The organism is Nonomuraea sp. NPDC052129, from assembly GCF_040680095.1.
Classification (GTDB): domain Bacteria; phylum Actinomycetota; class Actinomycetes; order Streptosporangiales; family Streptosporangiaceae; genus Nonomuraea.
Genome location: NZ_JBFAVX010000006.1, coordinates 13,507 through 33,996 on the forward strand (window position 1 = coordinate 13,507; position 20,490 = coordinate 33,996).

The window sequence follows — 20,490 nt, forward strand, 5'->3', positions numbered from 1 at the left end:
CGCTCTCATAAGCGCGTGATCGCGACGGGTGGTGGGAGTCGGTTCACACCCTGTGTGAATGCGATAAAGCTGTGATGCGCTCGCCTGTCAACCTGCCTGTTCGTTCTGTAACTTTCTGCTTACACTCCGGATATGGCGTCGCTCGACGGAGGGGCTGAAGTGAGTGAGCCGAACATCCTGCTGGATGCCTTGCTTGCGGAGGCGGGCATCTCGCACGCGGGAATGGCCGCACGAATCAACAAGGCCACCGCGACCGCCCGTCGCCCCACGCGCTACGACCACACGGCCATAGCGCGATGGGTCAGAGATCACGCCATCCCAAGGGGTGACGTTTCGGAGATCATCTGCGAGATCATCGGGCCCAAGGTCGGGCGGGTCCTCGCACTGTCAGATATCGGGATGGCGAGAACGGCGGGTGACGCCTGTGAGATGGAGTTGCCCAAGGTTGTTGACCAGGCCGTCGCCCTGTGGCGAGGAGACCTGGGGAACAAGGTCTTTCCGGTGGGCGCATCGTTGATCGAGGGCTCGGCCGCCATCGCACCGGTCTTCGAGTGGGAGAACCCGCCGTACGAGATCGACGTCTCGCAGCGAGGTCCGCGCCCAGTGTCGATGGACGACGTCCAGGTGCTCAAGGACGCGCGTGGCCGCTATGAGCAGATGTACCGCAGGGTAGGCGGCATCCCGGTACGGCCGCGCCTCGTGGCCTTCCTCAACACCGGCGTGACGCCGTTGCTCAGAGGTAGCCATGACGACGAGATCGGCAGGCGACTGTTCCGGGCGGCTGGTGGGCTGATCGCGCTCGCGGGCATATGTGCGTACGACTCCGACAGGCAGGCGCTGTCGCAGCGCTACCTGTTCCACGCGCTCAGGATGGCCAAAGCGTCGAGCAACCTGGCCTTCGGCGGCTACGTGATCGCGTTGCTGGCGAACCAGGCGATGGCCCAGGCGAAGTACCGGCGCGTCATCCAGTATTGCGAGACAGCTCTGCGCGCAGCGCGGGGTCACCTGAGTCCCGCCCTCGCGACGGACCTGCACATTCTCCAGGCGAAGGCGTACGCACGTGTCGGCGATCGGGCGAGTTGCCACGCGCGCATGCGCCTGTCGGAGGCCACGGCAGGGCAGATCCGGCAAGGAGAGGAGCCTCCGGAGACCGGCTATGTACAACCGGGTCTGCTTGAGTGCCAGCACGCCGAGGCCCTGCGGCGTCTCGGCGACCTGACACCTGCCCAAGAGTACGCAGAGGAGGCTCTGCGTTCGGCCAGCACCTGCCATCTACGGGGGCAGGCTCACCGGCAGGCGACTCTCGCCTTGATCCTGGCCGAACGCGGCGAGCTGGAACAGGCCGTCTCCACCGCGGAAAGCATGCTCGACTGCACCGAGGGCATGGAGTCCGAGCGCCTTGCCGAGCGCATCGAATCGGTGACGACGGCCCTGAGTGCCTACGACACGCAACCGGTCAAGGTGTTTGTCGCCCGCGCGAGGCAGCAGGCTGGCATCCCCTTGTAGCGTGGTGCCGGTCCAGGCGTCCACGCAGGGGAGCAGTCGCATGCGCTGGCAGGTCCACTCGGAAGAACCGCTCTACACTGACCGCTGGCTCGACGTCCGCGTGGCCGATGTGGAACTGCCAGACGGACGGCATCTTGATCATCGGCTCATCCGCACCGCGCCCGGAGCCGGTGCAGTCGTCACTGACGAGCAGAACCGTGTGTTGCTCATCTGGCGGCACCGCTTCATCACCGACACCTGGGGTTGGGAGATCCCGATCGGCAAGATCGAGGAGGGCGAGGAACCGATCGCCGCCGCCGCCCGCGAGGTCGAAGAAGAGACCGGCTGGCGACCTGGCCCCTTGTCGCCACTGCTCTACACCCAGCCGACCAACGGCATCTCCGACTCCGAGCACCACATCTTCCGCGCCGACAGCGCCCAGCACATCGGGCCGCCCACCGAAGGATGGGAGGCGGAGCGCATCGAATGGGTCCCCCTGACGGACATCCGCCGCCTGATCGACAAGCGCGACATCATCAGCGGCACCAGCATGAACGCTCTGCTCTACGTCCTCGCGGGGGTGTAGCGACTCGCGGCTGTGGTGCCGCCAGCCCTCACCGCTTCGCGGTTCTTCCAGGGCCCCGGCAAAGTTAGTTGATCATGTGAGTCCGAGGATGGTCAGGGGGCGGGTGGCGTCGCGGGAGAGGTGCCGGATGGCCTGGGCGAGGTTGGTCGCGCCGGTCAGGCGTAGCGCGCCGATGGCGAGGTTGCGCAGGGCGGCCATGTTGCGGGGTGCGTTGCCGGTGCGGGCTTGGGAGTGGTCTTCGCCGTAGGTGACGTCGCGGACGTGGTGGAGCCGGTTTTCGATGCTCCAGTGTCCGCGGATCAGCGCGGCGAGCTGGGCGTGGGTGATGCGTCCTGGTGGGAGGCTGGTGACGGCGTAGATCGTGACGATGGTGGTCTTGCCGGTGCGGTGGTCGGTGCGGCGGCGTTTGACCTGGATCGCCTGGGCGGCGTGGGGGAAGGGCAGCCCGGGGCGGACGGTGCAGATCTTCATGCGGCGGATCTCGCGGCGGCCGTGTCCGGTCTCGTCGGTGCGGTCGTTGAGGATCGCTTCGCGCCAGGGCAGGGCCTTGAGTCGGCGGTGCAAGGTGGGCTGGTTGCCCTTGACGATGAACAGGTGGTGGCCGCCGGCGGCGATGATGTGGCGGGCGTGTTCGTGCTGGGTGTGCAGGGCGTCGGCGGTGATCACCGTGTGGGTGAGGTCGAGTCCGGACAGCAGGGGTGTGAACGCGGGGATCTCGTTGCTGTGGGCTTCGACCTGCCGCTGAGCTACGACGGTCTGAGTGTCGTGGCGGGTGGCGGCCAGCAGGTGCACCGTGGTGTCGGGGGTGCGGCTGCCGCGCAGGGTCTTGCCGTCCAGGGCCAGGCTGATGAGCGGGGTTCGGTCCGAGGGCGGGCCGCGGGCGGCGAGTGAGGCCAGGTAGCCGCAGGTGGCAGTGTCGAAGGCGTCGCCGTCCAGCCGGGGCGGCAGCCGCCCCAGGGTGCTGGCGGCCAGCTTGGCCGTGCCAGGCAGCCCGGAGCGGGCGCGAAGGTGTGGGTCGTATCCGGCGATGACCCGGGTGATCTTCGCCAGGGAAGTTGCGCCGCCGAGCACGGCGAGCAGGGATAACGCTAGCAGCGGGCCGAGCCGGTAGCGGCGTCCCCGGCGGCTGCGCGGGTCGGGCACCGTGTCCAGCACCTCGGCCAGGGCCGGCAGATCGAGCAGGTCGGTCAGTGGGTCGGTGAGGGAGACGTGCTCCAGGTGGCGGGCGAGCACGTCGATCGGGGATGATGGCACGCGAACGCGGCCCCTGTTCTTGATCGACTGGCGTAGACAACCAACGATCATCAGGGGCCGCGTTTGTCATTCACACCCCGGGGGTGCCCTCAACCACCCGGCCTCGTCGAGCCCGCGTAGGTCCTACCAGCCGAGAACGCTTCGCCCCTGACTGGGTGCCTACCCCGGCACGCCCGACGAGATCCTGATCGCCGGCCCGCTGTCCGAGGTGGCCGGCCACCTCGAACAGGTGCGTGCGCGGGCCCGCGCGCGCAAGGGCTGGACCATGGACACGTACCTGCTGCGGCGGCGCTAGCGCGGCTCAGCCACGGGTGCGGATCCACCAGCCGCGGTTCTCGTGGGTGCCGTCGGCCCATTGGCAGTAGTGCGAACGCCCGTCGAGCTGGTCCCAGAAGCGCCTGCGGTGATCGCAGGCGTCGAACGTGGAGAACGGCCCCTCCTGGGTCCAGTCCGTCGTGGTCGGCGGCGGCGCCGCCTGCGCTGCGGTGGCCGCCAGGGCGGGGGTGGCCGCCAGGGCGGGGGTGACGAGCGCGGCGGCCATCAGCGCACCGGCGGCCAGCTTGGATACTCGCATCGACTCTCCTCGAAGTTGGGAATGCCGCAACCGTAGGAAACAGCGCTTACAGATCGCTCACCGATCGCTTTCAGCCCAGGGTCGAAACGTTCTCATGTTGTAAGACCGAGTAGCTGGAGGCCGTCGGCGGGGTGGCTGCGGTAGTGGTCGGTGGCGGCGGCGATGTTGGTCCAGCCGATCAGGCGGGCCAGGCCGATGGCCAGGTTGCGGAGGCTGGCCATGATCCGGGGTGCGGTGCCGGTGCGGACTTTGGAGACGTCTTCGCGGTAGGTGACGTCGCGGACGTGGTGGAGCCGGTTTTCGATGCTCCAGTGTCCGCGGATCAGGGCGGCGAGCTGGGCGTGGGTGATGCGTCCTGGTGGGAGGCTGGTGACGGCGTAGAGGGTCACGGTCCGCCATTTGCCCTTCTTCAGGTCCCTGACCTGGCGTTTGATCTGCATGGCCTGGAGCGCGTGCGGGAAGAGCAGCCCGGCTTTGACGGTGAGCACCTTCAGCGTACGGCGCTCCTCGCGGCCGTGCCCTCGGTCGCGTTGGCGGTCGGCGACGGGGACCTGTTTCCATAACAGCCGCTTGAGTTGGGCGTGCAGGCTGGGCTGGTTGTTCTTGACGATCAGGATGTAGTGGGCGTTCTTCTCGGTCACCAGGAACGTGGCGTGCTCGCGCTGGGTGTGGAGCGCGTCGGCGGTGAGAACGTATCCGTCCAGGTCAAGGTCTGCCAGCAGAGGCTGGAAGCGGGTGATCTCGTTCGTTTTGCCGTCCACGTCGGTCTGTGCCAGGACCAGACCGGAGGCGTGGTCGAACGCCGACAGCAGGTGCACTGTCCGGTGCTCGTCCAGGCGGGCGCCGCGCAGCGCTTTGCCATCCACCGCGACCGCCCGGCGTCGGGGTCGCTCATCTGGGGGTTTGGGATTTGCTTTGAGGTGGGCACGACTGCGTGCGGCCAGCCAGGCGGTGAAGACGGCGTCCAGGGCGTCGGCGTCGACACGTGCCAGCACGCGGCGAAGCGTCGCCTCGTGCGGCGGTTGGGCAACGCCGGCGATGGGGTCGTGCCGGACTCCAATGCGGCCTGGACCTGGACAGGGGCATCGGCGATCCATTCGGCGACAGCGGTGAAGGACCGCGCCCCGGCCAGTACGGCAGCTGCCGTGATCGTCAGGAGCGAGGCCAGCGCGTGGCGGACGCCGCGTCGCCGCCGCGGATCGGGAACCTGCCGCAGATGATCGAGCAGGCTGGCGTACTCGGGGGCGGCTACAGGCGCCGAGCCGCAGGTCACGGTCGTCAAGTGGTCCAGGGCAGGGGTGATCGGCAATGATATGGGGGCAGGCACGGTCTTCTCTGATCATTTGGCGTCGAGAACCTCATGATCTCGAAGGTCGTGCCTGTTCGTTTAGCTGATCGCCCGCCCCGCCGCTTCGCCCCGGCTGCACCGCCCTCATGCGCCTGAACTGGACATCACGGCCATCGGTGCCACTTTGCCGGGGCCCTGGCGGTTCTTCTGATGCTCTGATGGCGCCAGAAGCGCTCAGGCCACGCAGGTCCTGCGCTACTTGCATGTCGGTCTTTCACGGGAAGTCCCGCCTCGCGCCTTCGTTATATGCCCATAGGCGAGGATGCATATAGGGTAGCCCTCAAAACGCGATCGTCTCGATTGCATCACTACTCGTCATCCCACGTAGCAGCCTATTCGCATATTGGCGATACTTGCAGCATGGATACAATGGAGCCACTCCCAAGCCTACTAGAACCCGATTGGGAGACGGCCGAAACAATCCTCTACCAAGGGAGAGGGCGCATTATAGAAATGGATGTTCCCTGCGAAGTAACCGTTGATCTACAATGGCTACCTCGCCATGAAGTCCGCCTCCTTCTGTCATCGACCGTAGACACTCCAGTTAATTGGCTACACCTAAACAAGCATAAGCCATTTCATGTCCATCTTGACAACCTAGCTGGACCGAATAACTTGGTCGAAGCTTATCATCGCAAGTCATCTTGGGACAAGGCGACGGCATGGCTTGCGGAAAGAACCCTAACCGGAGACGCAGCCGCTCCCGGTTAATTGGATTCGGGATCCCTCGTAAACTTCATCGAGGCCAATGGATCTCCCCTCAAAGGGGCAATAGAGGGCGTTGAGTGGGATTGGCTCGGCCGGAACAGATGGGTCGTTGAGGGCTGGGAAATCATTCTCGATGCCCATCCAGGAGCAGGCTCCACCCTCAGGCGCATTCGTGACAATGGAGGATATTCCCGCACACACGCTCTACGCATATCTAAGGTCGACGGGGCGCAGTTCATGGCGGTCGATGCTGAAGCGGCGATGGAAGCAATACATCTCGCGCTTTCATTCCTCGCCGGACGCTTTACCGCTCCCCAATTCGAAGGCATCCGAGCAAACGGGGAAAGAGCATGGCAAGAATGGGCTACCCCTAAAGTGGATCAGCTCACCCATGGACATCAAGAGCTGTGGAGTGGACATAGAGGACAGTCGATCGAACTCATGGCCGCCCCTCTCATCAAAGCCTTCCTTAATGCCGCCCGTCGCCCTACTCTGGCGTTTCTCATTCAGGCCCACCTTGGAGCGAATGGTTCTGCTCTATTGGAGCAACGGCTCCTGCTAGCCTTCGCAGCAATAGAGCACTTAGCCTGGATCAGGCTAGTACATGAGCAGGGAAAGAATCCACAGAAGATCGATAGCAAGGGCGCTGAATGGCGAATTCGAAGGATGCTGACAGATTTCCAGATTCCTACGACACCCCCAGCCCACCTACCAACGCTGAAGGCATATGCTGCCACTACAAATATGGATTCCGCAAAAGCGGTGACAGAACTTCGCCATGCTCTAACACATCCCAAAGACCCACACGCCTTGTATGCTCAAGCGGGACTTCTGAGAGAGGCATGGCTGCTGACCTCGCACTGGCTCAGCCTTCTGATCCTTGCGTGGGTTGACTATCGCGGAGAGGTCATCGATACGTCAGATCTTAACCGATGGGGAAGCGATACTATAACGACCCCCTGGTGACATAGTCAGAACGTTCTGCCATATACGCGCTGGGCCGTTCACGCTGAGTGGCTTTCACGTTCACTGGCCAGCCGGGGGATTTTCGCTTCCAATCGTTCGGCCTTCGCCAAGAACAGCTTGTTGCTGATCTTCTCACCTATGGACCTGCGGGCCCGTGTGAGCCCCATCAGTCGTCCAGGCCGCGGGCGCTGAGGGCCTCGCCCAGCGCGTCCGCGTGCCGCAGCGCGCTCACCACCAGCGGCACGGCGAAGGCCCGCACGCTCCACTGCACTCCCCTGGCGCGCTGCGCCTCCCGTACGCGGGTCGCCAGGTCGGCCATGACCGGCACGCTGCGGATCGTGAGGGACAGCAGCAACGACAGCCGGAACGGGTCCAGACCCACCCAGCTTGCCGGCGACAGGCAGCGTTCCAGGAACGCCATCATGGCCTCCGTCCGCGTCGTCAGGGTGACCAGCCCGGCCAGGGCGACGGCCAGGACGACCCGGGACACCGAGGTGATCGCCGACGGCAGGTCCGCGAACACCGCCTGCACGGCGAACAGCGCCACCGCGAACCAGCGGACCGGCCGCACCTGCGCCCAGGCCGCCGCCGCGCCCACCCCCGAGACGGCGAACAGCACCCCCACCGCCAGCGCGGCGGCCGCCATCGACACCGGCGCGCGCAGCAGGACGAGCACCGTGCAGCACGCCGCCAGGCCCGCGAGCTTGGCCCCCGCGGGCAGGCGATGCAGCGGCGAGCCGCCCGGGACGTAGGCGCCGGTGAGCCCGTTCACGACATGAGCTTCCGGTAGTGGCCGATGGCCGCCGGCGGCGCGGCGTCGGCCACGATCCGCCCCTCGTCCATGACCAGCAGGCGGTCGAAGTCCGCCAGCAGTGCCAGGTCGTGGCTGATCACGACCACCTGCTGCGGCAGGTCGCGCAGCACGTCGGCGACCAGCCGGGAGTGGCGCAGGTCCAGGAGGGTCGTGGGCTCGTCCATGACGAGGATCTCGGGTTCGAGTACCAGGACCGAGCAGAGGGCGAGCAGCTGCTTCTGGCCGCCGGACAGCTGGTGGGCGGGGTGGTCGGCGTGGCCCGCCAGGCCGTACCTGTCCAGCACGTCCGTGACCCGGCGCTGGACCTCCTCGCGCGGCAGCTTGTGCCGGCGCAGGGAGAACGCGACGTCCTCGGCCACGGTCGGCATCACGATCTGCGCGTCCGGGTCGGTGAACAGGAACCCGACGCGCCGCCTGATCCTGGCCGCGTGGCGGCGGGTGTCGTCGCCGAGGACGGTGACGGTGCCGGAAGTCGGCAGGACCAGGCCGTTCAGCAGCCGGGCCAGCGTGCTCTTGCCTGACCCGTTGGCCCCGATCACGCCGACCCGCCGCTCGGGCAGGCGGGCCGTGACGCCGCGCAGCACCTCACGCTGCCCGAGCCGGACCCGCACGTCGTCCAGCTCGATCACCCGCACCACCTACGCATCTCAACCGGCTCACACCACATGGGCATTTCAACCGACTCGCTCACTGCCTCACACCACCTCGAACAGGGCGGCGACGCCGAGGCCGCCCCCGACCGCCGCCGTCGCCAGCCCCAGCGTCCCCGGCGGCGCGCCCGACCGCACGAGCCGCGTGAACAGCCGGGTGACCACGACGGCTCCGGTTGCCCCCCACGGATGGCCGAGCGCCAGCGCGCCGCCATCGGCGCAGACCCGGTCCCGGTCGGCGCCGAGCGGGTCGAGCCCGAGCGCGTCGGTGACGGCCAGCGTCTGGGCCGCGAACGCCTCCACGATCTCCACCGCCGCGATCTGTTCCATGCTCACTCCGGTACGGCCGAGCAGCCGTCGTACGGCGGGCACCGGGCCCCAGCCGGGCAGAGCGGGATCACAGCCGACGACGGCCCCGCCCCGCAGCCGGAGCCCCGGCAGCCCGGCCCTGGCGCGCAGGCGTTCCGTGGTGAGGGCGACCATCGCCGCCCCGTCGCTGACCGGCGAGGAGTTCCCGGCCGTCACCGTCCCTCCGGGGACGAACGCCGCGGGCAACCGCGACATCGACTCCGGCCGCAACACCCGGGGCCGCTGGTCCTCCGTCCGCCCCTTGACCTCGACGATCTCCGCCGCGAACCGTCCCGCCTCCCGTGCGGCCACCGCCTTGGCGTTGCTCGCGCGCGCGTAGTCGTCCTGGCGGGCCCGATCCACGCCACGCGCCGCGGCCAGCGCCTCGGCCGCGGCGCCCATGTCCGGATCCGGGTGGCCGGCCGGGGTGAAGGGCGCCCGCTCGTACGGCACGGCGGGGCTCCCCCGGTGCGCCCGCAGCGGCGCGGTGGAGGCGCTCTCGGCCCCACCGGCGAGGACCAGCTCCATCTCCTCGCTGGCCACGGCCTGACCCGCCATCAGGATCGCGGCCAGCCCGCTGCCGCACTGCCGATCCACCGTGGCACCGGGAACGGCCTCGCCCAGCCCCGCGCCCAGCGCCGACACGCGGGCCAGGTTCCCGCCCGGACCCATGCAGTTGCCGAGCACCACGTCCTCGATCGGCATGCCGAGGCCGGCGACGTCACCCGCCAGCACCTCGATGACGGGCGAGGCCAGCATGTCGGCGGTCACCTCCTTGAAGGCGTGCCCGGCGGTCCCGATCGCCGTACGGCGCGCGGCCACGATGACCGGCGCGATGTCCGATCGCATCAGGTGAGCCGCCACAGGTCAGGGTCGCCGCCGGCCAGGCGGGCGGACAGGAGGCCGCGGGCCGGCTTGCCCGCCGAGGTGCGGGGCAGGCTGTCCACCGCGTACCAGCGGCGGGGCCGTTGCACCGCGGCCAGGCCGCCGCGGGCCACCGCCTCGAGCGAGGCCCGCGAGGGCGGGGTTCCGGCGCCCACCTCGACGATCGCCGTGACCACCGCGCCCAGGTCCGGGTGTGGCGAGCCGACCACCACGACGTCGCCCACCCCCCGCACGCTCCTGAGCACCTCTTCGACGTCCTCCGGCACGACCGTGGCGCCGCCGGTCTGGATCGCGCCGTCGCCCCGGCCGCGCAGCCGCAGGACCTCACCCGGCAGGTACGGCTCCGCCACGTCGCCGACGCTCATCCACCCGTCGCCGTCCACCCGCAGCGGGCCCGCCGCGCCGGCCAGATAGCCTTCGGCCAGCCAGGGCGACCGCGCCCACACCTCGCCGAGCGTCTGGCCCGGCAGGGTCCTGACCTGGAGTTCCACACCCGGAAAAGGGCGCAGCCCCGCGCCGTCGGCGTCGGCGGCCACAAAGGACAACTCGGTCGCGCCGTAGTAGGACACCACCCGTACGCCGACGGCTGCCGCCCGCTCCCGCAGGACGCCGGGCAGCGCCGCCCCGCCGATCACGACGGTCCGCAGCGGGGCACCCTCTTCCAATGCGTCCAGTGCGGCCGGCAGGCAGTGCGGCACCAGGTGGGCCACGGTCGCCCGGCTGAGCTGCTCGCCCAGGGCGCCGGGCGACCAGCGGCCCGGCACCAGGGCCGTGGCGCCGACGGCCAGCGCGTGCACGGCCGCGAAGCCGTACAGGGAGGAGCCCAGGGGTCCGGGCACCAAGACGACGTCGCCGGGCCCGATCCCGGCCAGCTCGCTCACCCACGGGAACGACGCGGTCCAGGACGCGCGCGTGCGGACCACGGCCCGGGGACGGCCGGTGCTCCCGGAACTGAAACACGCCCAGGCCCGATCGCCGTCCTCCGGCTGCGGCCACGCCGCCGCGTGAGGAACCAGCGTGCCCGTCTCAGCGGATGGCCCCGCGCCCGCCTCGGCGGGTGACAGAACGTCGTTCGCCCCAGCGGGCGGGAGGCTGTCGAGGTGGCGGTCCGCGGGGATCGCGGCCCGTACGCGTTCGTCCCAGGCCGGGTCGCACAGCAGTGGCGTACCCCCCGCCAGGTCCGTTGCCAGTGCGGCGATGAGCTGGTCCACCGGGTCGGCCAGACTGATCGCGACCAGCACCCCGCGAGCCAAGCCCGGCGCGGTCAGGTGCGTCGCGGTGTCGCGGATGCGCCGGGCGAGTTCGGCGTAGCTCAGTTCGCCCGCCGGGCCGCACACCGCGAGGCGGTGCGGGTGGTCGGAAGCGTGGCGCAATACCTGTGCGGCGACCGGCATGACCGGTTCAGCCCTCCTTGCTGGCGCGGAGCCGTTCGCGATGCACGGCCGGGACCGCGTCAGGGTATGCCCGTTGAGTACCTTTCGTCACAATCGCCGCCAGCACCGCCTTGATCAGGTCGCCGGGCAGGAACAACGTGGCGCTGAGCAGCGCCGTCCGGCCCAGCGGGACGCCGGTGACAGCCGCCTGCACGGGCAGACCGATCAGGTAGATCACCCCGATGCCGCCGACCACGCAGGCCACCACCAGCCGTACGATGCCCGGCCGATGGCCGCCGCGTTCGACGATCCAGCCGGTCACGGCCGCGCCGGGCAGCCAGCCGATCAGGTAACCGGCCGACGCCCCCGCGAACACGCCCAGCCCGCCACGCCCGCCGGCCAGCAACGGCAGGCCCGCGGCCACCAGCACGAGCAGTACGGCGACGGCCAGGGCGGCCCGCCACGAGCCCAGGATCGTGCCCGCCAGCATGACGCCGAACGTCTGCAGCGTGATCGGGACCGCGTTGCCGAACAGGTTCAGGGTGCCCGGCAGGCCGAGCGCGGCGATCAGCGCCGCGAAGACGCTGATCCGGGCGATGTCGCCGGTGGGGAAACCCTTTCCCCCGGTGAGCCTCGGCATGTCGCCGCCTCCACTTCTCGTAGGTGCTTCTCGTAGGCGCACGGAACTTCTCGTAGTCGCGTGGAACTTCTCGTAGGTGCGGATCCGATCTCACACCACAACGTCCCGGGACACGCATGGAGGGATGCCACAACATTCGCCCGCGAGCGTCGTCACCGCTCAACTTGAGTAGGGGCCTACTCTCGCCAACGGGCGGACCTGAGCGCACGATCCGCTCATGACGTGGTTCCGTTGGCGTCCCGAAGAACGGGCGACCGCTCCATTATCGCGGGCGGAGTTCGCCACTCTCCAACCCATAGAACGCGCTGAGCTGCACCGCGCGGCCCAAGACAGCCGGCGCCAGTTCGTCACCACCCTGCTGCAGGTCCCGGCGACCATCGCCGTGCTGGGCGGGCTGCTGCTGACGGCGCAGGGACTGGCGCAGACCGCGAAATCGGTCGAGGCCTCCCGTGAGGAGTTGCTGATCGCCAGGAAGGGCCTCGAAGTCGCGCAGAAGGGCCAGGTCACCGACCGATTCACCAAGGCCGTCGAACAACTCGGCAGCGCGAGCATGGAGGTGCGGATCGGCGCCGCCTACGCCCTCGAGAACATCGGCAGGGATGTCCCCGACTACCGGCAGACGACCGTTGACGTTCTCGCCAGCTATGTCGTGGGAAACGGCCGCACATCGACCAAGAAGAGCTACGGGCAGGCGAGAGATGTTCGGGCCATGCTCACCGTGCTGGGCCGGGTCCGTCCGGCCAACCCGAAGAAGGAGTGGATCGACCTGTCACACGCCCGGCTCGGCGACGCCGACCTGAGCAACGCCTACCTGCCGCGAGCCAGGATGTACGGCGTGTTCCTCGCCGGAGCCGCGCTTTTCGGAGCAAATCTGTCCGACAGTGTCATGCCCTTCTCCGACTTCTCCTCTGCCTACCTGATGAATGCCAACCTCGCTCGCGCCAATTTCAACCTCGCCGACCTGACCAAGGCATCCCTGGAGAACGCCGACCTGACCGACACCATCTTTCTCACCGCGGACCTGAGGGGCGCCAACCTGACGGACGCCACTTTGACGGGCGCCGATTTCGACAACGCTGACCTGACCGGCGCCATAGGACTGCCCCCCACCGCCCAGCTCAAGAAGATCGTCCGATGGAACCGCCAGACGAAGTGGCCGTGACCGGTCAGCTCCGGGGAGCGGCCAAAACCCCGCCACGCCAGGTGGGCAGCGGCCGGTGGCCGGCCGCGACCTCGTACGCGGCGACCGCCATGAGGCGGGTGGAGTCGAGTGTGGGCAGCGGCGACGCCTCGGGTGTCACCAGGAGCGGGATCTCGGTGCAGACGAGCGCGACGGCGTCGCACCCCCGCTCCGCGAGCCGCGAGATGACACGGACGTACTCCCGCCGCGACTCCTCGGTGAACACCCCGCTCACGAGCTCGGCGAAGATGATCTCGTTGATGATCCGCCGGTCGTCCGGATCCGGCACCTCCGCCGCGATCCCACGCGCGGCGAACGCCTCCGGATAGAGCCCGCTGTCCATCGTGTACGCCGTACCCAGGACGCCGACCTTCGTCCGCCCGTCGCGAACGGCCTGGTCGGCGACCACCTCGGCGATGTGCAGGCCGGGCAGGGCCAGATCCGCGCCGGGCCGTTCGAGCGCCAGGTGGGCGGTGTTGTCCGGGCAGGCGAAGAAGTCGGCCCCGGCCCGAGCCAGCCGCCCCACGCTGATGGCCAGCGTGTCCCTGATCGAGTCGTACTCGCCCGCGTCCCACGCGGGCATGCTGTAGCCGAAGGCGATGTAATCGAGGGTCACGTCGGGATGCTCGTGCCGGCCCACACGGCGAAACCCCTCCTGGCAGTAGGCCAGGAAACACAGGGCCGCCCCTTCGGTGCTGTGGGCGAGGATGCCGAGATGCCGCATAGTGATCACTCCTCCGATGGCGGGAACCTTCGCCCACCACCGCCCAAGGTGCCACAGCCGACCGCCCCGAGCGCGGTTGGCGGAGCTCCGTCCTCTCCGGTCGCTCGCCGCCCAACAAACCAGTAGCGATCACCGCACTCCCGTCGAATACGCTGCTACGAGATCATCGACCAGAAAGGCAGCCCCTCATGCCGCAGCGGGTAGCACCCGGACTCATCTCATGGGCGAGCGACATCGAGCCGGACGCCATCGAACAAGCCGCCCGGGCCGCCCGCCTGCCCTTCGTGCCCAGCCACGTCGCGCTGATGCCGGACGCCCACGTCGGGATGGGCGCCACCGTCGGCTCCGTCATCCCGACCCAGGGCGCCATCATCCCCTCGGCCGTGGGCGTGGACATCGGCTGCGGCATGGTCGCCACCGAGACCGACCTGACCGCCGCGGCCCTGCCCGACACCCTGGCCGCGCTCATGCCGCTCATCGAGCAGCGCATCCCGGCCGGCGTCGGCCAGGGCCATGACGACCCGTCCACCGACGCCTCACTCAACGCGATCGGCACACCCGGCACCTCACTGACGGGCAAGCAGGAGCACACGGTCATCGCGCAGTTCGGGACGCTCGGCTCCGGCAACCACTTCGTCGAGGTCTGCCTGGATGAGCGCGACCGTGTGTGGACGGTGCTGCACTCCGGCTCGCGCGGCATCGGCAACCAGCTCGCCACCATGCACATCACGCAGGCGAAGAAGCTGATGAAGCAGTGGTTCATCGAGCTGGCCGACCCGGATCTGGCCTACCTCGTGCAGGGCACGCCGCAGTTCACCGCCTACATCGAGGACATGCTGTGGGCCCAGCGCTACGCCATGGCCTCACGCGCCCGCATGGCCGAGGTGCTGGTCGCCTCCCTGTTCCAGGTCGTCGGTCATGGTGCCGCGCTGCGCACGATCAACGCCCATCACAACTTCACCCAGATGGAACGCCACCACGGCCGCGACATGTGGATCACCCGAAAGGGAGCGATCAAGGCGGCCAGCGGGGACGAGGGAATCATCCCCGGCTCCATGGGTACCCGCTCCTACATCGTGACCGGCCTGGGCAGCGCCGCTTCCTACAACTCCTGCTCCCATGGTGCGGGACGGCGCATGTCCCGCACCGAGGCGCGCAAGAAGCTCACCGCCGCCTCGCTCACCGAGGCGATGGGCAGCCGCGTCTGGAACGCCGACCGCGCCGGGGCGCTGGTGGACGAGCACCCGGAAGCGTACAAGTCGATCGACCAGGTCATGGAAGATCAGAAGGACCTGGTCACCGTGCAACACACGCTGCGCCAGATCTTCAACTACAAGGGCTGATCCCGACCCTCGCCACCCGTCACGGAGATCAAGGGGCCTTCGAGCATGGAGGTGATCCGCTGGAGCACCGCGTGATTCGCGGGCACCTGTACAACCATCACCAGGTCGGGGCGCTCGACCAAGCGGACCTGGAACATCTCCAGTTCGATCCGCCCGGCCTCGGGGTGATCGAGTTCGATCGTCGCGGGTCTGAAGGAGCGGATCGGGTATTCGTTCCACCATTCCCGGAACTCCGAACTCGCCGCGGTCAACCCGGCCACGATGTCGGCGAACCGTGGGTCGTCCGGACGCTGCCCCACCAGGGCCCGGAACTGGCTGAGGACGGCCCGCGCCGCCGGCTCCCATCGGGTCATGCGGGCCCGGTTCTCCTCGTCGGTGAACATCATCCACACCAGGTTTCGCCGATCGGCGGGAAACCTGTCTGGATCGTGGCGGACTAGCGCGTACGCCCGGTTCCACGCCAGGTAGTCGAAATGGCCGTCATAAATGGAGGCGATGTTCGGAGCCACGGCGTCGACCAAGCGTCGCAGTCGCGGACGTACGTCCTCGGAGGGGGTTTCCCGGTCCGGGGCGGCGAGACCGGCGAGGTACCGAAGGTGCCGGTGGTGGTCCGGGCCGAGCAGGAGCGCGCGGGCCAGCGCGTCGATCACCTGAACCGACGTGGAGATGTTCCGGCCCTGCTCCAGCCAGGTGTACCAGGTGACACCGACGCCGGACAGCTCGGCGACCTCTTCGCGCCGGAGGCCGGCGGTCCGGCGTCGCCCCGGTATGCCGTCTTCCGGCAGCCCCACGTCTCCCGGCCGCAGCCGGGCTCGCCGGGCGCGCAGAAAGGCACCCAGCTCGGCGCGCCGCGCCGCCTGTCCGTTGTCGTGGCCGCTTTCCACACAGCTCCCGTGGACGGTGAACCGACCGGCAGATTAGCAGTATCTGTACCAGGACCGGCCGTCTCTTCGTCGTTAGCCTGATCATTGTCACTGTCGGGCGAAGGAGGGCATATGGCACAGCAGAAGGGACCGGTGCTGGTGATCGGGGCCACCGGCCAGCAGGGTGGCGCGGCCGCGCGCCAGCTGCTCGATCGTGGCTGGGAGGTGCGCGCCCTGGTACGGAATCCCGGCTCGCCGGGCGCTGAAACGCTGCAGGCGGCGGGAGCCACCCTCGTCACCGGCGACCTGGACGACGCGGCGTCGCTTCGGGCGGCGATGGACAGCGCGTACGGCGTCTTCCTGGTGCTGACCATGCTCACCGGGCCCAAGGTGACCCCTGAAGGAGTGATCGCCGAGGAACGGCGCGGCAAGGCGGTGGCGGAGATCGCCAAGAAGTCCGGCGTCAGGCATCTCGTCTACAGCTCGATCAGCGGCGCCGGCCTGGTGAGCGGCATCCCTTACTACGACAGCAAGGCCCGCATCGAGGAACGCGTCGACTCGCTCGGGCTACCGGCCACCGTGCTGCGGCCTGTCATGTTCATGGAGAACTTCACCTCCCTCACCCGCCCGGTCGTGGACGGCGACGAGCTGGCGGTCAACCTCGCCGTACGGCCGGAGACGCGGGTACGGCTGATCGCGACGCAGGACATCGGGGCTTTCGCCGCGATCGCGTTCGACCAGCCCGACGAGTTCATCGACCGGAAACTCGAGATCGCCGGGGACTGCCTGTCCGCTCAGGCGATCGCCGAGGCCTTCGGCCGGGCCGGCGGCCTGCCCAGCCGCTTCCATCAGGTGCCCATCGAGCAGGTGCGAGCCTTCGACGAGCAGGTGGCCAGGATGTTCGCCTGGCTCGGCGACCGCGACGACGATGAACCCGACTTCCCAGCGCTGCGGGCCGCCCACCCAGGCCTGATGACGCTGGAGAACTGGCTGGAGGCAACCGAGTGGAAGCCATGAACGACCCGGACCTGACCGATGGACTGCTGCTCGGGCCTGGCGCCGGACGCCGGATCCAGACCGCCGGCATGACGGTCAAGTTGGGAGCGGAGCGGTCGGCCAGCTGGTCCATGTTCGAGGCAGACGTCGCACCGGGATTCGACGTCGGGGCGCATCTGCATCATGAGGCCGAGGAGGTCTTCTACATCCTCGACGGGGAGCTCGACCTGCTCGCCTTCCATCCACGCGAGAAGGCCGACGGCGACTGGCGGACGTGGGAGTCGGACACCGGCACGCCGGTGTTCAGAGGCGGTCCGGGGAGCGTCATGTTCGTACCCGCCGGCTGCCCGCACGCCTTCTTCAACCCCGGCCCCAAGCCTGCGCGAATGCTCTTCCTCGTCTCCCCGTCCGGCCACGAGCACTACCTCCGCGAACTCGCCGATCTGATAGCCGCCACCCAGCCACCCGATCAGGAGGCGATCGCGGCCCTGCGGGCCCGCCACGACATTCACCAGCTGACCTCCCTCATGAACCGCCCCTTGACGTAGCGGTAGACCACGGCCCGGCCAGATGCCTCCGATAGGCAGGGCCACCGGAAGACCCGTTCCCACCGATGGCGTTTTATCCGACATTTCGCCTTTTCTCGCCTTATGGGGTTGTTGCGATAGGTTGAGGCAGTGACGTACAGGTGGCCTCGCCGGCCGTGGAGAAGGCGCGCGACCGGCCGGAGTGCGTGATTACCTGGCATCGGCGTAATCAGATGGCCCTGCTGCTGGCCCACTCTGTGGGAACGCAGGTGGTGACGTTCGTGCTGCGGCCGACCATGTCGTACGGGGCGATCGAGCTGCACGTCTCTGCGGCGTGGCTGGGCGTGCTCGGCGCCAGCTTCGCCGTCGCGCCGCTCCTCCTGGCCATCCCCGCCGGTCAGGCGGCCGACCGGTACGGCGAGCGGCGCATGGCCGTGGCGGGCGCGATCCTGCTCACGACCGCCTGCGCCGCCTTCCTCGCGTTCGGTCACACGATTCCCGGGCTGATCACCGGCGGCGTCCTGCTCGGCACGGGGCATCTCGGCTGTGTCATCGCCCAGCAGGCGCTGGTGGCCAATGTGACCGAGCGTGGCCGCCACGACACCGCCTTCGGGCACTACACCTTCGCAGCCTCGCTCGGGCAGGCCGTGGGCCCGATCCTGATCATCGCGTTCGGCGGCGCCCACGCCATCCCGGACACCGGCCGGATCTACCTGTGGACCTGCGGACTCGCCGCCGCGCTCGTCGTGCTGTCGGCGCTCCTGACCGGCAGTCCGCGGGCCACCGCGCGAGCCGGCGGCGAAGCCACGGGGGTGCGCTCGCTGCTGCGGCTGCCGGGTCTCGCGCACGCGCTCGTGACCAGCTGCGTGGTGCTGGCCGCGGTCGACATCACGCTCGTCTACCTGCCGGCGCTGGGCACCGAGCAAGGGCTCGCCTCAGGAGTGGTGGGTGTCCTGCTGGCGATCCGCGGCGTGGCCTCCATGGGGTCGCGCTTCTTCCTCGGCCGCCTCTCGCACGCCTTCGGCAGACGGCGTCTCCTGGTCGCCGGCACCGTCGCGGCGGCCCTGGCCATGGCGCTCACGCCGCTGCCGATGCCGCTGTGGCTGCTGGTCTGCGTGCTGCTCGTCCTGGGGTTCGGGCTCGGGGTGGGACAGCCGATGACCATGTCGTGGCTCGCCGAGTCCACGCCCCCCGGTCTGCGGGGGCGGGCGATGTCGCTCCGGCTCGCGGGCAACCGTACCGGGCAGATCCTCATCCCGGGCGCGGCCGGGCTGGTGGCGGCGGGCGCGGGGGCCGCGGGAGTGCTCCTGATCACCGCGCTGGGCCTCGGCTGGGCGGGCGTGGCCGCCCGCCGCCTGCCCGTCGACACCTGACCGGCGCAGCACGGACAAGTCGACACCTGACCGGCGCCCCACGCCTGCTCGCCGGGTGTGCCACGCCGCCGGACCGCCGCAGCGCCTAGACTTCGCGACCGTGGCAGGCATTGTTTTCAGGCAGCTCACCGGAGTGCTGGCCGGGCTGGTCACCGGAGCCGCCGCCCTCGCCCTGTGGACCTTCGCCTGGCCGTACCGGAGCAGGTGGGCCCCGGGAATGGTGGCGCTCGAACGGGCCCGGCTGGCCGCCTGGTTCGGGCAGGAGACCGACGGAGCCGCGTCCGGTCACGGCTATCTCGCGCTGCGTGCCCTGGTCGGCGTGCTCGGGGGCTATCTCGCGCTGGCGCTGCTGTTCCTGGCCCTGCTGTTCCTGGGCGGCAGCACGTGGGTGCTGTTCTCCGGCGACTACGCGCCGGTGGCGCTGGACCTGCCGGGCATCAAGCTGTCGATGCACAGCTGGGCGGTCGGCCTGGCCTGCGGGGTGCTGATGCTGGCCCTGGGCGCGTTCTGGTGCCGCCTGCTGGTGGCGACCGAGCGGCGGCTGGCCGTACGCTTCCTCGGTCCCGGGCCGCAGGAGCTGATGCGGCGGCGCATCGCCGAGCTGACCGTCAGCCGGTCCGGCATCGTACGGGTGGTCGACGACGAGCGGCGCAGGATCGAGCGGGACCTGCACGACGGCGTGCAGCAGCGCGGCGTGGCGCTGGCCATGCTGCTCGGGCGGGCCCGGCACAGCCCGGCCGGGGCGGCCGAGCTGGTGGACCAGGCGTACGCCGAGTCCCGGCAGTTGCTCGACGAGCTGCGCAGCGTGGCGTGGCGGATCTACCCGACCGCGCTCGACGAGCTGGGCCTGCGCACAGCGCTGGCCGGGGTCGCCGAACGTTCGTGCGTGCCGGTGACGGTCGACTACGGGCTGGCCGGGCGGCCCGTCTCGGAGGTGGAGACCGCCCTGTACTTCGTGGCCAGGGAGGCGATCACCAACGCGGTCAAGCACGCGCGGGCGCGGGACGTCCTGGTCGTGCTGAGCGAGGACGAGCGGGCGGTACGCGTGGTGATCTCCGACGACGGCCGCGGCGGCGCCGACCCAGCGGGCGGCGGGCTGTCTGGGCTGGCCAGGCGGGTGATGGCGCTCGACGGCCGGTTCGAGGTCGACAGCCCGCCCGGCGGCGGCACCAGGGTCTGCGCGACCCTCCCGAAGGCGGCATCGTGCGGTTGATCCTCGCCGACGACGCCGTACTGCTGCGTGAGGGCCTGATCAGGCTGCTGGAGGAGGCCGGGCACGAGGTCGTGGCCGCGATCGGCGACGCGGAGTCCCTGATCGAGGCGGTGGCCGAGCATCGGCCGGAGGTCGCGGTGGTGGACGTGCGGATGCCGCCCACCCACTCCGACGAGGGCCTGCGCGCGGCGCTGGAGATCCGCGCGCGCTGGCCCTCGGTGGGCGTGCTGGTCCTGTCGCAGTACGTGGAGAAGACGTACGCGGCCAAGCTGCTCTCCGAGGCCACCGAGGGCATGGGCTACCTGCTGAAGGACCGGGTGTCGGAGGTGGCGGACTTCCTGGGGTCCCTGGAGCGGATCCGCGCGGGCGGCACCGTCATCGACCCCGAAGTGGTCAGGCAGCTCCTCGCCCGCACCACCCGCGTGGACCCGCTGCGTACGCTCAGCGAACGCGAGTCGCAGGTGCTGCGGCAACTCGCCGAGGGCTTCACCAACGCCGCGATCGCCACGAACCTGCACGTCTCGCTGAGCACGGTGGAGAAGCACGTCAACGCCATCTTCGACAAGCTCGACCTGCCCGTGACCCCCGCCTACAGCAGACGGGTGCTGGCCATCCTGCGCCACCTCGACGGCTGAGGCGA

General features: G+C 69.3%; 20 protein-coding genes and 1 pseudogene. 10 read left to right on the top strand and 11 right to left on the bottom strand.

Features of this window, described 5'->3' with window-relative positions:
* The first annotated feature begins 132 nt into the window (after positions 1 to 132).
* Together AB0L53_RS16010 and AB0L53_RS16015 are read left to right on the top strand one after the other, a co-directional pair.
* The gene (locus AB0L53_RS16010; RefSeq protein WP_363993690.1) at positions 133 to 1,506 is read left to right on the top strand and encodes a transcriptional regulator; all 1,374 of its coding nucleotides are present in this window, start codon (positions 133 to 135) and stop codon (positions 1,504 to 1,506) included.
* Positions 1,507 to 1,546: 40 nt separating this feature from the next.
* A complete protein-coding gene (locus AB0L53_RS16015) occupies positions 1,547 to 2,071 on the top strand; it encodes an NUDIX domain-containing protein (protein ID WP_358541132.1) in 525 nt (174 codons plus the stop codon).
* Positions 2,072 to 2,143: 72 nt separating this feature from the next.
* Here AB0L53_RS16015 and AB0L53_RS16020 read toward each other — a convergent pair whose 3' ends face one another.
* From AB0L53_RS16020 to AB0L53_RS16035, 4 genes and pseudogenes are all read right to left on the bottom strand, one after another.
* Positions 2,144 to 3,325 (bottom strand): ISAs1 family transposase, encoded by a 1,182-nt coding sequence (locus AB0L53_RS16020; RefSeq protein ID WP_363993692.1) that lies wholly within the window; start codon positions 3,323 to 3,325, stop codon positions 2,144 to 2,146.
* A gap of 301 nt (positions 3,326 to 3,626) precedes the next feature.
* On the bottom strand, positions 3,627 to 3,899 hold the full coding sequence (locus tag AB0L53_RS16025; protein ID WP_358443838.1) for a hypothetical protein: 273 nt from the start codon (positions 3,897 to 3,899) through the stop codon (positions 3,627 to 3,629).
* A gap of 92 nt (positions 3,900 to 3,991) precedes the next feature.
* A complete protein-coding gene (locus AB0L53_RS16030; RefSeq protein WP_363993695.1) occupies positions 3,992 to 4,996 on the bottom strand; it encodes an ISAs1 family transposase in 1,005 nt (334 codons plus the stop codon).
* Positions 4,912 to 5,226: pseudogene (locus AB0L53_RS16035) on the bottom strand (transposase family protein); the annotation flags it as partial. The pseudogene AB0L53_RS16035 and the gene AB0L53_RS16030, both read right to left, overlap by 85 nt.
* A gap of 966 nt (positions 5,227 to 6,192) precedes the next feature.
* On the opposite strand from AB0L53_RS16035, the gene AB0L53_RS16040 reads away from it, so the two are divergent.
* Positions 6,193 to 6,921, top strand: a complete 729-nt coding sequence (locus AB0L53_RS16040) for a hypothetical protein (protein ID WP_363993697.1) — start codon at positions 6,193 to 6,195, stop codon at positions 6,919 to 6,921.
* Between the two features lie 166 nt (positions 6,922 to 7,087).
* Here AB0L53_RS16040 and AB0L53_RS16045 read toward each other — a convergent pair whose 3' ends face one another.
* The 5 genes from AB0L53_RS16045 to AB0L53_RS16065 all read right to left on the bottom strand — a co-directional run bounded on the left by AB0L53_RS16045 (position 7,088) and on the right by AB0L53_RS16065 (position 11,631).
* Positions 7,088 to 7,693 carry an energy-coupling factor transporter transmembrane protein EcfT gene (locus AB0L53_RS16045; protein ID WP_363993699.1) on the bottom strand — a complete coding sequence of 202 codons (606 nt, stop codon included), beginning with the start codon at positions 7,691 to 7,693 and terminating at the stop codon, positions 7,088 to 7,090.
* Positions 7,690 to 8,364, bottom strand: coding sequence for an ABC transporter ATP-binding protein (locus AB0L53_RS16050; protein WP_363993701.1), 675 nt, complete (start codon positions 8,362 to 8,364; stop codon positions 7,690 to 7,692). The genes AB0L53_RS16045 and AB0L53_RS16050 overlap by 4 nt, the downstream gene beginning before the upstream one ends.
* 66 nt (positions 8,365 to 8,430) lie before the next feature.
* Positions 8,431 to 9,582, bottom strand: coding sequence for a thiolase family protein (locus tag AB0L53_RS16055; RefSeq protein ID WP_363993703.1), 1,152 nt, complete (start codon positions 9,580 to 9,582; stop codon positions 8,431 to 8,433).
* Entirely contained in the window at positions 9,582 to 11,012 is a 1,431-nt protein-coding gene (locus tag AB0L53_RS16060; RefSeq protein ID WP_363993705.1) for a class I adenylate-forming enzyme family protein, read from the bottom strand. The genes AB0L53_RS16055 and AB0L53_RS16060 overlap by 1 nt, the downstream gene beginning before the upstream one ends.
* Positions 11,013 to 11,019: 7 nt before the next feature.
* Positions 11,020 to 11,631 carry a biotin transporter BioY gene (locus AB0L53_RS16065; protein ID WP_363993707.1) on the bottom strand — a complete coding sequence of 204 codons (612 nt, stop codon included), beginning with the start codon at positions 11,629 to 11,631 and terminating at the stop codon, positions 11,020 to 11,022.
* Positions 11,632 to 11,848: 217 nt separating this feature from the next.
* On the opposite strand from AB0L53_RS16065, the gene AB0L53_RS16070 reads away from it, so the two are divergent.
* Positions 11,849 to 12,793, top strand: coding sequence for a pentapeptide repeat-containing protein (locus AB0L53_RS16070; protein WP_363993709.1), 945 nt, complete (start codon positions 11,849 to 11,851; stop codon positions 12,791 to 12,793).
* Positions 12,794 to 12,797: 4 nt separating this feature from the next.
* Here AB0L53_RS16070 and AB0L53_RS16075 read toward each other — a convergent pair whose 3' ends face one another.
* A complete protein-coding gene (locus tag AB0L53_RS16075) occupies positions 12,798 to 13,535 on the bottom strand; it encodes an amino acid racemase (protein ID WP_363993711.1) in 738 nt (245 codons plus the stop codon).
* A gap of 188 nt (positions 13,536 to 13,723) precedes the next feature.
* On the opposite strand from AB0L53_RS16075, the gene AB0L53_RS16080 reads away from it, so the two are divergent.
* A complete protein-coding gene (locus AB0L53_RS16080; protein ID WP_363993712.1) occupies positions 13,724 to 14,878 on the top strand; it encodes an RtcB family protein in 1,155 nt (384 codons plus the stop codon).
* On the opposite strand, the gene AB0L53_RS16085 is transcribed toward AB0L53_RS16080, so the two are convergent.
* Entirely contained in the window at positions 14,866 to 15,762 is an 897-nt protein-coding gene (locus tag AB0L53_RS16085) for a helix-turn-helix transcriptional regulator (RefSeq protein ID WP_363993714.1), read from the bottom strand. The two genes, AB0L53_RS16080 and AB0L53_RS16085, sit on opposite strands and share 13 nt — an antisense overlap.
* Positions 15,763 to 15,873: 111 nt before the next feature.
* Here AB0L53_RS16085 and AB0L53_RS16090 point away from each other — a divergent pair, with 111 nt between their 5' ends.
* From AB0L53_RS16090 to AB0L53_RS16110, 5 genes are all read left to right on the top strand, one after another.
* Positions 15,874 to 16,758, top strand: a complete 885-nt coding sequence (locus AB0L53_RS16090; RefSeq protein ID WP_363993716.1) for an NmrA/HSCARG family protein — start codon at positions 15,874 to 15,876, stop codon at positions 16,756 to 16,758.
* Positions 16,755 to 17,285: a cupin domain-containing protein gene (locus AB0L53_RS16095; protein WP_363993718.1), complete on the top strand. Its 531-nt coding sequence runs from the start codon at positions 16,755 to 16,757 to the stop codon at positions 17,283 to 17,285. The genes AB0L53_RS16090 and AB0L53_RS16095 overlap by 4 nt, the downstream gene beginning before the upstream one ends.
* A gap of 155 nt (positions 17,286 to 17,440) precedes the next feature.
* Positions 17,441 to 18,637 (top strand): MFS transporter, encoded by a 1,197-nt coding sequence (locus AB0L53_RS16100; protein ID WP_363993720.1) that lies wholly within the window; start codon positions 17,441 to 17,443, stop codon positions 18,635 to 18,637.
* Positions 18,638 to 18,737: 100 nt separating this feature from the next.
* The gene (locus tag AB0L53_RS16105) at positions 18,738 to 19,850 is read left to right on the top strand and encodes a histidine kinase (protein ID WP_363993722.1); all 1,113 of its coding nucleotides are present in this window, start codon (positions 18,738 to 18,740) and stop codon (positions 19,848 to 19,850) included.
* A complete protein-coding gene (locus AB0L53_RS16110; protein WP_358541094.1) occupies positions 19,841 to 20,485 on the top strand; it encodes a response regulator transcription factor in 645 nt (214 codons plus the stop codon). The genes AB0L53_RS16105 and AB0L53_RS16110 overlap by 10 nt, the downstream gene beginning before the upstream one ends.
* Positions 20,486 to 20,490: the final 5 nt, after the last annotated feature.

Bases quoted from the DNA above. Each gene is read 5' to 3' on its own strand.
- AB0L53_RS16010 (WP_363993690.1), top strand. From the start codon at position 133: ATGGCGTCGCTCGACGGAGGGGCTGAAGTGAGTGAGCCGAACATCCTG.
- AB0L53_RS16015 (WP_358541132.1), top strand. From the start codon at position 1,547: ATGCGCTGGCAGGTCCACTCGGAAGAACCGCTCTACACTGACCGCTGG.
- AB0L53_RS16025 (WP_358443838.1), bottom strand. From the start codon at position 3,899: ATGCGAGTATCCAAGCTGGCCGCCGGTGCGCTGATGGCCGCCGCGCTC.
- AB0L53_RS16030 (WP_363993695.1), bottom strand. From the start codon at position 4,996: ATGGATCGCCGATGCCCCTGTCCAGGTCCAGGCCGCATTGGAGTCCGG.
- AB0L53_RS16040 (WP_363993697.1), top strand. From the start codon at position 6,193: ATGGCGGTCGATGCTGAAGCGGCGATGGAAGCAATACATCTCGCGCTT.
- AB0L53_RS16055 (WP_363993703.1), bottom strand. From the start codon at position 9,582: ATGCGATCGGACATCGCGCCGGTCATCGTGGCCGCGCGCCGTACGGCG.
- AB0L53_RS16060 (WP_363993705.1), bottom strand. From the start codon at position 11,012: ATGCCGGTCGCCGCACAGGTATTGCGCCACGCTTCCGACCACCCGCAC.
- AB0L53_RS16065 (WP_363993707.1), bottom strand. From the start codon at position 11,631: ATGCCGAGGCTCACCGGGGGAAAGGGTTTCCCCACCGGCGACATCGCC.
- AB0L53_RS16070 (WP_363993709.1), top strand. From the start codon at position 11,849: ATGACGTGGTTCCGTTGGCGTCCCGAAGAACGGGCGACCGCTCCATTA.
- AB0L53_RS16075 (WP_363993711.1), bottom strand. From the start codon at position 13,535: ATGCGGCATCTCGGCATCCTCGCCCACAGCACCGAAGGGGCGGCCCTG.
- AB0L53_RS16080 (WP_363993712.1), top strand. From the start codon at position 13,724: ATGCCGCAGCGGGTAGCACCCGGACTCATCTCATGGGCGAGCGACATC.
- AB0L53_RS16090 (WP_363993716.1), top strand. From the start codon at position 15,874: ATGGCACAGCAGAAGGGACCGGTGCTGGTGATCGGGGCCACCGGCCAG.
- AB0L53_RS16095 (WP_363993718.1), top strand. From the start codon at position 16,755: ATGAACGACCCGGACCTGACCGATGGACTGCTGCTCGGGCCTGGCGCC.